General features: G+C 59.0%; 12 protein-coding genes. 3 read left to right on the forward strand and 9 right to left on the reverse strand.

Features of this window, described 5'->3' with window-relative positions; genetic code table 11:
• Nucleotides 1-73 precede the first annotated feature (73 nt).
• The 7 genes from AC1DIS_RS22830 to AC1DIS_RS22860 all read right to left on the reverse strand — a co-directional run bounded on the left by AC1DIS_RS22830 (nt 74) and on the right by AC1DIS_RS22860 (nt 6,595).
• Entirely contained in the window at nt 74-1,342 is a 1,269-nt protein-coding gene (locus tag AC1DIS_RS22830; protein WP_477781093.1) for a GTP-binding protein, read from the reverse strand.
• On the reverse strand, nt 1,339-2,001 hold the full coding sequence (nthB, locus tag AC1DIS_RS22835) for a nitrile hydratase subunit beta (protein WP_111453243.1): 663 nt from the start codon (nt 1,999-2,001) through the stop codon (nt 1,339-1,341). Before nthB ends, AC1DIS_RS22830 begins: the two co-directional genes overlap by 4 nt.
• A gap of 41 nt (nt 2,002-2,042) precedes the next feature.
• Nucleotides 2,043-2,636, reverse strand: coding sequence for a nitrile hydratase subunit alpha (nthA, locus tag AC1DIS_RS22840; protein WP_086945566.1), 594 nt, complete (start codon nt 2,634-2,636; stop codon nt 2,043-2,045).
• Between the two features lie 77 nt (nt 2,637-2,713).
• A complete protein-coding gene (locus AC1DIS_RS22845) occupies nt 2,714-4,228 on the reverse strand; it encodes an amidase (RefSeq protein WP_018929036.1) in 1,515 nt (504 codons plus the stop codon).
• A 153-nt stretch (nt 4,229-4,381) separates the two neighbouring features.
• Nucleotides 4,382-5,248: a transporter gene (locus AC1DIS_RS22850; protein WP_477743167.1), complete on the reverse strand. Its 867-nt coding sequence runs from the start codon at nt 5,246-5,248 to the stop codon at nt 4,382-4,384.
• An 87-nt stretch (nt 5,249-5,335) separates the two neighbouring features.
• Entirely contained in the window at nt 5,336-6,394 is a 1,059-nt protein-coding gene (gene oxdA / locus AC1DIS_RS22855; protein ID WP_477781094.1) for an aliphatic aldoxime dehydratase, read from the reverse strand.
• A 21-nt stretch (nt 6,395-6,415) separates the two neighbouring features.
• Complete coding sequence (locus AC1DIS_RS22860) at nt 6,416-6,595, reverse strand: hypothetical protein (protein WP_018929039.1); 180 nt, start codon at nt 6,593-6,595, stop codon at nt 6,416-6,418.
• Between the two features lie 352 nt (nt 6,596-6,947).
• On the opposite strand from AC1DIS_RS22860, the gene AC1DIS_RS22865 reads away from it, so the two are divergent.
• Nucleotides 6,948-7,883: an AraC-like ligand-binding domain-containing protein gene (locus AC1DIS_RS22865; protein ID WP_018929040.1), complete on the forward strand. Its 936-nt coding sequence runs from the start codon at nt 6,948-6,950 to the stop codon at nt 7,881-7,883.
• Between the two features lie 502 nt (nt 7,884-8,385).
• On the opposite strand, the gene AC1DIS_RS22870 is transcribed toward AC1DIS_RS22865, so the two are convergent.
• Nucleotides 8,386-9,099, reverse strand: a complete 714-nt coding sequence (locus AC1DIS_RS22870) for a class I SAM-dependent methyltransferase (RefSeq protein ID WP_064617671.1) — start codon at nt 9,097-9,099, stop codon at nt 8,386-8,388.
• A gap of 382 nt (nt 9,100-9,481) precedes the next feature.
• On the opposite strand from AC1DIS_RS22870, the gene AC1DIS_RS22875 reads away from it, so the two are divergent.
• Nucleotides 9,482-10,318, forward strand: coding sequence for an AraC family transcriptional regulator (locus AC1DIS_RS22875; RefSeq protein WP_477743166.1), 837 nt, complete (start codon nt 9,482-9,484; stop codon nt 10,316-10,318).
• 99 nt (nt 10,319-10,417) lie between these two features.
• Nucleotides 10,418-10,909, forward strand: a complete 492-nt coding sequence (locus tag AC1DIS_RS22880; RefSeq protein WP_064617675.1) for a helix-turn-helix domain-containing protein — start codon at nt 10,418-10,420, stop codon at nt 10,907-10,909.
• Nucleotides 10,910-11,025: 116 nt separating this feature from the next.
• Here AC1DIS_RS22880 and AC1DIS_RS22885 read toward each other — a convergent pair.
• The coding region (locus tag AC1DIS_RS22885; protein WP_477781095.1) for a phytanoyl-CoA dioxygenase family protein at nt 11,026-11,395 on the reverse strand (370 nt) is incomplete at its 5' end.

Raw genomic sequence — 11,395 nt, forward strand, 5'->3', positions numbered from 1 at the left:
GGCTGGTCCAGTCTGTCGGCGAGCGGAGCCAATACCCAGTGGGTTGTCCGGCTGAAAAAAACATGGAGCACCTCTACCTGAGTGAAGTGATGTCAGTCGCCAGGGGCTGCGGGGGACGTACCGACAACGACTGCGAATCAAACACTGTCGCCCCCGGCAGGGCTTGCCAGGCCAGTGGGCCGGCGGCGATTTCCCGGGTACTGAGCAGGCAGTGGTCAAGCTCGCGCTGTAAAACCTCGGTGTCGAGGCCCTGGCCGATGAACACCAATTCCTGGCGACAATCACCGACCACGTTGTCCCACTTGGCCATGATGCTCTGGAGCCGGTATTCATCCCGTGGCCATTGCGACGGATCGATAAAGTTCCACCAGTGGCCGACATAGTCCCACTGGAACTGCCCGCCGCTCTGCACCAGCATGCCGGTTTCCAGGTGCCGGCTGGCGAGCCAGAAATAGCCTTTGCTGCGCAACAGCCGTCCGTTGCGCCAGGGCCGCTGGAGAAAGTCGAGCAAGCGCTGTGGGTGAAAGGGTGTCCGCTCACGGTAGACCCAGGATGTCACACCGTAGGTGTCCGCTTCGGAGGCTGGCGCGTCGGTCGCCTCCATTTTCCTCATCCAGCCCGGCGACGCGGCAAGGCTGGGTAAATCAAACAGATGGGTGCCGAGGATGCTCGACAGCGCGACTTGACCGTGGGTCATCGGCAGGATCCGCGCGCCGGGGTTCAGGCCGGCGAGAATGGCGTGCAGTGCCTGGTAACCGGCGTCATCGATCAGGTCCAGTTTGTTGACGAGAATAATGTTGGCGTACTCCACCTGCTCGATCAGAAGGTCGGCCAGATGGCGCTCCGGCGCGTCTTCCATGGCATCCGCACGGGCCACGGTATCCGGCGACTCGAGCAGCGCCTGAAACTGGCTGCCATCGACCACCGTCACCAAGGTGTCCAGGCGTGCCAGTTCGCTGAGGCTGAAGCCTTCGGTGTCAAGGRAGGCGAACGTCTCCGCCACCGGCATCGGCTCGGAGATCCCGGTGGATTCAATGAGCAGGTAGTCGAAACGCTGCTGACGTGCCAGATCACTGATCTGCTCCAGCAAATCGGCGCGCAGTGTGCAGCAAATACAGCCGTTGCTCATCTCGATTAACTCATCGCGACCACGGTGCAGCGACACGTCGCGCTGCACCGCTTCGGCATCGATGTTGACTTCGCTCATATCGTTGACGATGACCGCGACTCTCAGGCCTTCGCGATTGCGCAGGATATGGTTCAGCAGGGTGGTTTTGCCGGCGCCGAGGAAGCCCGAAAGGACCGTCACCGGCAGTCGGCCCGCCTGGGCGCCGTCAATCATGCGTTCACCGCTTTTGCGCTGGGCGCCTTGTCGAGGTAGCTTTCAAAAAGATCGACCACCACGAAACCATCGTCCGCCGCGTCGCCCCAAAGGTCTTTCACACGAAATTCGACGTGGTAGGTCGGCTGATGCGCCGCGCTCACATCGCCATGGCCGATGGCATCCGGGAAGGGCCACTGTTCTGACGTGCGGTGCAGGATCACGCCTTCCTTGCCGCGTACGTAGGCCGGCATGCGGATATGCCCGGCCACATATTCGTCGCGAACGACCACCCGATCGCCCACCTCGAAGGGGGGCCGACCGGTGATCGCCTGGCGACCGCCCGCGTGGGCGGGGTTCGCCAGCTTGAAGTGAGAGCCTAGGGCCTCATCAAGTTCTGCCTGGGTAATCACGCCTGTTTCTACCAGCAGGGTCGCGGTGGCGATGATGTAGCGCTCGTAGTATTGCGTGCCGACATGTTGGCGAACATCCAGGCGTTCGACGGCGTGGCGCACTTCGTCGACGCTGAATTTTTTCAGGTGATCGACGCCGATGAACATCAAGCTGTAGGCCAGGTGTTCCCAGTCCTGCTTGAACACCTGTTTGTAGCTCAGGCTATTGATGGTGTGCTGGACTTTGCCAAAGCCTTGAAAACCGCCGAGATCGTGAAAGCCATCCATTGTGAATACCTCTGAAAAGTGAAAGAAACCCAGCGCCCTGGCTACGCTACCTGCGGCAGCGCCACGCCGATCAGGACGTCCTTGGTGATCAGGGCCCGAAGGGCCTCTTCATCCATGCCCTCACTGCCCTCGGGTCGTACCGGCAGCACCAGATAGCGGCTTTCGGCACTGGTGTCCCACACTTTGATGGTGGCTCCCTCTGGCAGCTCGGTGCCCAGTTCCCGCAGAACGGTGCGCCCTTCGCGGACCAGGCGGGCACGGAATTCGAAGCCCTTGTACCACTCCGGCGGCAGGCCGAGGACGGGCCAGTTGGTGCAGGAGCACAGGCTGCAGACGATCACGTTTTTCAGCGTGGAAGTGTCTTCCAGGGCGACGATGTATTCACCTTGTGGGCCGGTATAGCCGAATTGCGCGCAGGCAGCGGTACCGTCCTTGAGCAGCAGTTCACGAAACTGCGGGTCGACCCAGGCCTTGGCCACCACTCGAGCGCCATTCTCCGGGCTCCAGTCGTGGGCCATGAGTTGGGTCAGCTGTTCGATATAGCCGTCGGGAATCAGCTCCTTTTGCTTGAGCACCTGGAATAGGGCGCGGGCTCGCTCGCCTGGGGTCGAGGTGGTTTTTTCATCGGTGTTCATCAGTTAACTCCTCATCGTTGAGCGTTTAAGCAGCGCCTGGGGTGTTTGTTTTTGTGCGCTGCGCGGGGACCGACCGGTTAATTGTTTTTCCAGTCAACGGACGCTTCGAACGCTGCGGCCGCCTGGTAAATCGTGCCTTCGGCATAGTGCTTGCCCACCAGCATGAGCCCGACCGGCAGGCCGTCCACCAGCCCGCAGGGAATCGACATGGCCGGATGGCCGGTGATGTCCTGGGCTGAGGCGTTGCCGATCATTTCCAGCGCCCGGGCCACGTATTCCGTGATCGAGCAACCGGGTTCCGGATGAGGCTGGGCGATGATCGGCACGGTCGGCATCACCAGCAGGTCGTAGCGCGCCAGCGCCGCGTCGTAACCGGCCCGGGCCATGCGTGTGAGATTCTGCGCCTTGGCGTAGAAACGGCCGTTGTAGTGCTTGATGCCGTATTCACCGACAAACATGCACAGCTTGAGAGACGCGGACAGCTGATCCGCCTGCTCGCGCCACCCGGCTTGCTTGTCCAGCAACGTGAGGTCGTACAGGCCTTTCCAGTTAAAACCGGCGCCATTGCCGTGCATCATCTGCATTGTCAGGCCTTCACAGCCGATGGGGAGCCACAGCGAGCCGGCGATCTTGTGCTCCGGCACGGAGACTTCCTCGACATGCGCGCCGAGCCGCTCCAACTGGGCGATGGCGTTACGCACCGATGCAGTTACGCGCGGGTCCTGGTTGGCCAGCTGGAAACCTTCCTGCAGGATGCCGATCCTGAGCCCTTGCACGCCACGGTCCAGGTAATCGCTGTAGGTGTCGACCCGGGGCGCGGCCTGGCGTGGGTCGAGGCCGTCGGCGCCGGCCATGACTTCCAGCATCAACGCGTTGTCGCGCACGTTGGCCGTGATGGGCCCGGCATGGTCGATGGTCGCTTCGATCGCCATGATCCCGGTGTAGGGCACCAGGCCGTGGGTCGGCTTCATCCCGTAAGTACCGCAGAATGCCGAAGGAATCCGAATGGAGCCGCCCTGATCGCCGCCGACCGCGAGATCCACTTCGCCGGCGGCCACCAGTGCCGCGCTGCCGGAAGAGGAACCACCGGAGGCGAAACCCTGACGATAGGGGTTATGTACCGGTGCGGGGTCAGAGGTGTGACTGCCACCGGACAGGCAGTAGTGCTCGCACGTGGCCTTGCCGAGAATGGTCGCCCCCGCATCCAGTAAGCGCGTGACCACGGTGGCATCGAACGACGGGACGAAACCTTCGAGTGGCGCGGCACCGTTCATCATGGGGACGCCGGCCAGGGCGATATTGTCCTTGAGCGCGACGGTTTTGCCCGCCAGCTTGCCTTGCGGTGCGCCGTTGACTTCGGTGCGGTAATACCAGGCGTTCAAGGGGTTGTGGGCCGCCGAAGGGCGGTAGCCGGAACTGCGCTCGTAACGGACGGGCGGCACGCAATCGGGCAGCTCGTCGATCAGGTCGTAGGCGTCGAAGCTCGACTGCATCAGGGCCAGGTATTCACTGGCTTGTTCACGGCTGAGCTGCATGTGCAGGCCGTTCGCGATGTCCAGTAAGTGTTCAAGGGTGGGACGAACGATTGCCATGGTGGGGCTGTCCTTATCGTGGTGGCCTGGGGTTCAAGATAATCCGTGCCTCTGCGCGGTGGCTTGGTTGAAAAAGACACCGACTTGGTTGAGCCGGACATCCTTGCGCCAGGCGCAGGAAGGGTGTCCGGCGGCTGTCTGCTGGACGGTTGGCTAGAACACGTGCGCGTAACGCAGGTTCATGCGGAAGTCCTCTTTGGCGCCGTTATCCACTGAAAGGTCCTTGCCCAGCTGCAGCTGGAGCTGGTCCTGGGGGGTGACGAATTTGGTGGCTGTCAGGCGGAAGTTGGTGGTGCCCATTTCGTCGTCCTGGTTGACACGCGCGACGCTGGTTTCACCGCCCCAGGTACGCCCGAAGCCGACGCCGAATGCCGTGGTGGGGTCTGGCATGTAACGGCCCATCACCTGGGCAGCGTAGGACACGTCCTGCTTGAGGCGGTCGCCATTGGCGCCGTAATCGGTGTTATCGCCATACCAGGTTGCACCGCCGACCAGGTCCATTGCCCACTTCTCCGTGAAGTGCTTGACGTAGGCGCTCTGCAGCTCGAATTTCCAGCGGTTCTCACCGAGGTTGAGCGCGTCGTTCTTGTCGTAGGTACCGGAAGGGACATACACATAGGGGGCGATACTGAGGGTGTCGCGGGCTTCATTGAGCCGCCACTTGACCGGCGCGGTGAGGATCAAGTCGCCGACGCCCCGGGTACTGCCGAGTGTCGAGGCATCGCCGCCAGTGGAAACGTGCCCGAAGGGCAGGAGGAATTGCGGGTCGATGGTGACCGTTTCACTCAGCGCGTACACATGGAGCAGACGCAGGATGCCGACGTCCGAGCTCAACCTGAAGTCCGAGCTGGCCTTATGGCCATTGGCGTAGGCCGAGTCTGTGGTGGAGTGCTGGTAGTAAATCGCGCCGATGGTAGCGCCGACCGGGTATTGCTCGTAATCGCCAGGGGCCACCTCGCCAGCGTTCGCGTGGAGTACGGGCAACAGCGTGGAGAGTGTCAGCAGACGGATCTTATTCATCTTTTATTCCTTGCACGGCAAGGCCGTGCCACCCGGGCAGGGCGGCAAAACGGCAGAAATTGGGGGGGGGTTAGACGCCGACCAGATTCAGGATGCAGGCGATTGCGCGTCGCGCAGCATTCCGGTCTGCGGGTGACAGTTGATGTACTCGAACACCTGGCTCTTGGCGTCCGACACCGACACTTCGTGGTACAGCCGCAATTTCTTCAGGCCCGCCGCGACACGGAAGAAGGTCACGAAAATTCGCAGATGGGTGGGGTGGGATTCCGCCCAGCGTTCGAGCTTCTCGATCGAGCGCCAGTGACCGATGTTGTAGCTCACGTCGAGGAAGTTGCCGTCCAGGTCGATATTGCGCACGAAGCGGTTGCTGTAGCAGCCCAGGGGTTGGCCGTTGTCACGCAGGAAGTCCATGCCGTCCTGCAGGGTCGGCAGGATCTCGTCGAGGTACAGTGAACGTTCTTCAGCCTYGGCGTCCGCCCAGTCCTGGCCTGAGCGAATCAAGGCGAGGTTGTCATGCCCCATGATCACCACCCGGCCACCCTTGGCGGGATCACCCGCGACCACTTGCAGCTCGCTGGTGGGCATCATCCAGTCTGTCTGGGAGATCGGGAAGCGGTCGCGCATCGAGCCCCAGTAGCCGTGTTCTTCGATTTCACCACTGGTCGTATCCATTACCGCGCCGACGCCGGGCAGGTTGTCCTGGAAGGCGTACAGGGTCTCAAACTGCTCGGCGCGCGGGGCGCTGATTTCACGGAAATAGCCAAGGCCATCACTCAGCCGATCCGACGAAGCCCACCAGTCATTCACCTCCGGTGAACGCAACCAGCGACAGTGGGCCGCCGGGTCTTTCCAATACCCGACGACAATCAGATTGTCGAAGCCGCTGTTGTCGGTGTGGTGGGTCAAGTCGTGGTTCTGCGGGCCATTGGCCAGGCTGAAACTGCCGACGATATGACGCATCGCCTGCAACGCGGCCTCGCGCTGTGCATCGCCTTGATACTGCACGCCGAAGTACCCCATCACTACTTGTTGCAGTTGCTCGTCAGCGCGTGCCACCCACATCGGAAACGGCGGCTGATACTCATCGGGCACGCGGCGGGACAGGGTGCGTGGGCATTTGAGATGTTTGTCGATTGCAGATTCCATCTTGAGCTCCTCGTTTTTTTTTCAGGCAAGCGGTTTGGATTCACGCTTCGGCGGCGGGGTGCGCTTGGCGACCTGCCGTCGATGCAGCAGCTTCATGGCTCCCCATTCAATCAACCAGTAAGCCGACTCCTCAGGCACGAGATCGCGCATGTGCAGAAGCCAGGATGAGTCAGGCAATTGTTTTGAATATTGTCGGTCCATGGGAGGCCTCATCAGCAGGAGGATGAGCTGCTGTGAGGTGAAAATTAGGCTGGACGGCGATAGGCCGCTTTGTTCGTCAGGACAACCGTTTGGTTGTAAAAGACAACGCCGACACACGCGGCGCGGCCATGATCGGCATTGGTGCACCCACGCCGAATACGTCAGGCACTCTGCCTCTAAGTGGGGATTTTGAGGTGTTCTCGCGTCACGTTGGCCGGGCGAAAACCTCGATGGCAGTCACTTCGCAGAGCCCTTCAGGATCGGCATGAATGCGCTTGGCCTGTTAATTGCTGCGATAAAGCCGTTAGAACTTCTCGCGCTCTTACTGCAAGGTTGTACTGAGGTCCGTGGCATGAACCCAAGCACTCAATATTCGACCCTCGCTGTCGCGGCCCCGCGCCGCTTTGATTATTGGAAGGAAGTGGTCTGCCGCCATTGCCTGGCGGCCGATAGCAAACCTTTGTCCCAGAGCAGTTTTGATGGCTCGCTTGCAGTCAATACCGTGGGTGATCTGGACATTTGTTCGCTGTCTGCACCCCTGCATTACTGGGAACGCTCCGAGCAGCATCTGCGCAGTGGTCCTTCCGAAGATTTATGGTTGGGGTTCTCTCGAAATGGCCACGGCCAGATTGAACAAGGCGGCAGAAAAGCCAACCTGGCGGCGGGCAATTTGTTTCTTTATGACGCAACTCAGGCGTTTCGATTCAGCTTCGGTGGCACTGAAAACCACCTGGTGCGCATTCCGCGAGCCTTGCTCGTCGAACGCCTGCCACGTATCGCCGATTACACCGCGATGGTTCTCGACGAGCGGCGTCCGGGAGTCATTCCATTGCGTGAAATGTTGCGTCAGGCCGCGAGTGCGCCGGCATCGTTGCAGGATGAGGCCATCTCGAACCGTTACTCCAGCGCTTTGCTCGACCTCCTTGTCATCAGCCTGGAACTCCAGGACTTGAAGATCAGTCACGATGAGCTGGATCTCTACGGCCGCATCATGAAGTACATTCAACGGCACTTGACCGAGCCGGACTTGTCGATTGAAGTCATCGCGCAGGCCCACAATGTGTCCACCCGCACCGTCACCCGAGCCTTCGCCCGCTACCAGAAGACCCCCGTGGCAGAAATTTGGAAAGAGCGCCTGAATGCCAGCCGTGAAGCGATCGAGCGCGGTCAGGTGCGCAGTGTGTCCCAGGCGGCGCTGGACTTTGGGTTTTCTGACTTCTCCCATTTCAGCCATGCGTTTCGCAAAGCATTTGGCGTTGCGCCCAATACCCTGTTGCATCGAAATTGAGTGATGCCCCGAAGGACAGTGCCCTTGCGCTTGAACGCTCTTCTGTGAAAGCGCAGGGCGTTTCCTGCGGGGCGTTCTGTTTGGACCGGGGGACATGGTGGACACATGTTCGGAGACATAGTGGACAGTTAACGAAGCCGTTTACCTGATATTACGGATCGGGCGTTCATCTCAATTTGTGCAACGCGATGCCTACCCAGTAGACATCGTGCTTGCCGTCCTCCAAGGTCCTGCGCAAGCCCACACGCTCACCGGTAAACGCCCGGGCCCAGCTTGAGCTCCTACCCTCACCAGTTGAGCTCCCCGTTGGCTTGCACTGTTCGCACTTCGTCATCATCGCCGTACTCCAGTTCCGCCGGTACTTCCTGATAGCACAGCTCACTTTGCCGGTACCGGGAGGCAGGAACGTTAAAATCCGGAGCTTGGTGTGGACGTTGGTGATTATAGATTTCCCGCCATTGGTCTGTTACGGTCGACGTATATCTAATACTTTCAATCATGTTCAGACCACTTTGCACGTCAACCACGCCCCCCAGAAAAGGCTGCTGAAGAAACGGGTAGCGTCTCCAAATCCGGCGTCATGCAAGAGTTTTTGAACCGCCGCCTCGGAATGTGGAGGATCAGCACCTTGAAGGATTTTCCCAAGCTTGACCTTCACTTCATCCGGGCTGGCTCCATGCTGCCGCCACCGCTGCCCCCAAGCCGCAAGCAGTAGCGGCTGGCTGGCATAAGCGTATTGATTCCCCGCGACAATCAACGGCGCCCCCGGTTTTAGATGAGCCCGAATGGATCGTAAAATTTGTCGCTTGGTTTCATCTCCATCGAGATGATGGAGTACCCCGATCAAGGTCGCTGCGTCGTATGACTCGTCTGCTGCCAGGTCTTCAACATGCCCAAGATGCATGGCCGTTCTTTCAAGCAAGTTGTTTGCCTCTAATTGCTGCTTTGCAGCCTCCAACATCGGCTCGGACGGATCAACGGCCGTGAAGCGCCAACCCGGCTCAAGCTTGGCCATAGCAACAATTTCCTGCGCCGTACCGCCAGCGCCAACTACAAGTATTTTTGCCGAACGTGCAGTGCCCAGGCTTGCCGCCAGCATGCACGCCGCCAAGTCTTGGCAGGCGTCATATCCTGCTAGCGCAATACGGCTCTGTCGTCCGTACTCATTGGCTCGTGAGGTATCAAATTTTTCTGAGTTGAGAGGGGATGATTTCAAGGCGGTTCTCCATGTCCTGAAATCAAGCTACGCCAGACACAGCAATAATAAAAATTCATTAATTTTATGTGGAGCATTCCTGAAGGGAATGCATACCTCAAAAAATTGCATCGTCGGATCAAGTCCAATGGCTGTTACCCATGTTTTGACTATTCGAGCGTATTGCCTGATGGAGAGATGATCCGGGTCATCCACAGCGATCGGCAGTGCGCGTGGGTCGGGCGCAAGTCAAGGGGGGGGAGGGACGCTTTGGTCTGGTCGTGCGGCGTTGGGAAGGTATGTATGATGACGCATCTATTGTTACCGATGGTCCCCATCCGCCGCTCAGAACCGCCCCGACGAGGCTATTGCAGCGGTGCACTTGTATTAAGGGGTCTATTTTATGGCCTACATGTCGTCCAAGCTCAGTGGTCAGTCGCCCGAAGTGTTTCACTTGGAGACTAGCGACACCAGTGGCTACGCCGTGGATTGGCACGCCCATGACTGTCATATGCTGCTGTTACCACGCCAGGGTGGGCTATTCCTGTCGACCGAAAGCAGCCAGACTTCTCACGTTTCGCCCCGGTTGTTTTCCTTTGTGCCGGCAGACTTTGCACACGCAACCCAAGCGGCTCCGGGGCGGGAGAAACATATGACCTTGTATGTCGATCCCTCTTACATCAAACATCAAGGACAGATGAACGGTTACAGCGGTTTCGCCAAACAGGTAAATCGATCGGGGATCTGGCAAGGAACAGAGACGCTGGAAAGTATCCTGCGCCTGTACGACCAACTGCAAGGCAGTGCATCTGCGGAGGCCTTTCAGCGCCAATTACCCCATCTCAATCATCTGCTCTTCGAGGAGTGCGCGCGGGTTATCGCTTGTCAGCAGACTCAGCCGCAGCCGAGTGAACATCAGCAGCAGGCGACGCTGGTTCGCGACATACAGCGCTATATTCGGGAGAATCTGGAAACAGATTTGGATATTGAGTCGATTGGGCATGAGTTCCACCTGTCACGGCGTCACCTTACTCGTATCTTCAAAGACATTACGGGCGAAACCCTGCTGGATTTCACCAACCGCACCCGAGTGGAAACGGCCGCCCGGCTTGTTTCATGCACTTCACTATCGATCCTCGAAGTCAGCCTCGCGGTAGGCCTGGACTCCCCCTCATACCTTGCTCGACTGTTCAAGCGCCACCTGGGCCTAACCCCAAGCGGGCTACGCAAACCCCGCTAACGATCTGGCCCAAACGGGCGCATGGACGGCCCGATCAAGCGCTTTCGCCAAAATGATGCTGGCCACAATAGACCTCGTCTCCAACATTGAGAGGTCACAATGAACGACGTGGACGTTGTAGAAGTCTTCAAGTCCAGCCAGGGAGGCGAYAAACGGGTATCCATCGCAATCGGTGCCGCCGGGCTTGGCGCTGAGCCGATCATGACGATGGCATGCGCCAATCTGCGACTCATAGCGACCAATAACGGGCCGGGCAGACTGAGTTATTGGCAGGAGCGAAAAGCAAAAGAAGTCATGATGGAAAACCTTGATTGCGGCATTCAGGTTTCGGCCGTAGCCAAGGAGTGTTCCTTGTCACGAAGTCATTTTTCCCGAGCTTTCAAGAATGCTACGGGCCACTCCCCACGTGATTGGCTTCAGCTTGCAAGATTAACCCGAGCGAAAGAATTCCTTGAGCAAACTGATTTTTCTATTTCTCAAGTGGGGTTGGAGTGCGGGTTTGCTGATCAAGCCCATTTCACCCGAATGTTCTCCAGTAAATTCAATATGCCCCCAGGAAAGTGGCGGACACAAAAAAAGTCCCAGCTGTAGGGGTGGATCCCCCCTGGAGAATCCATCAAGGCCACCACACCCGTCCGATTGTCAGTTGGACGGGTGTGGTGGGGGCTGCCATTGATAGCAGGCACTCCTTGTTGGTTTTCGGTCCGCTATTTTTGATGGCTTGAGCAGGTAAAGTCCGAAGGGTCGAACCGATCGGTTGTGTCCATCCGGATACTGCGCAGGCTCACCGTTTCCAGGTGTGACGCGTATAAAGGCTCCGAAAAATAGCTGATCAGGATGGAGCGTCGGCGTGCGCCGATCGAGTTCAGACTGCCCGCATGCACTAAATCGGCATCAAACACCAGGATGTCACCCGCGGAGCCTGAAAGCTGCACGGACCGGGACTCGTCATTGAAGTCGTATGGCGGCGCTTCCTGGTCAGGGCGATGGCTGCCGGGAACGATACGTGTTGCGCCGTTCTCGGGGCCATAATCGTCGAAGTAAGCAATAGCGTTCACAATGTCGCCTGGCCGTTGG

It is taken from the genome of Pseudomonas sp. 05N433 (genome assembly GCF_056396925.1).